We start from the raw sequence: 238 nt of genomic DNA on the forward strand, positions 1-238 counted from the left end.
GCAGGCACCAGTGGCGAAATCTATGCGGTGCTGGCGCGCAGCAGCGACGACTATTTCTTTGCAGCTGGCTTTGTCGCAACCTGCGGCATCCTGCTTGCTTCGGTGATCGCAGCCTGCCTCGCCCATTGGTATTGGTTTGATATCAGCCTGCCGATGTTCGGCCTGTCCATTCTCGCCGCTTTCATTTCGGCCATGCTGGTTCTCTGGCTGCTACCATCGATCCGCATGTTGCTGGTGC

At 58.0% G+C, this 238-nt stretch carries 1 protein-coding gene; it reads left to right on the forward strand.

The annotated features are described in order from the left end of the window. A partial coding sequence (locus HWE04_RS24395) for a hypothetical protein (protein ID WP_241813948.1) occupies window positions 1-238 on the forward strand: 238 nt, incomplete at both ends.

It is taken from the genome of Herbaspirillum sp. C7C2, from assembly GCF_022627865.1.
Lineage (GTDB): Bacteria > Pseudomonadota > Gammaproteobacteria > Burkholderiales > Burkholderiaceae_D > Herbaspirillum > Herbaspirillum frisingense.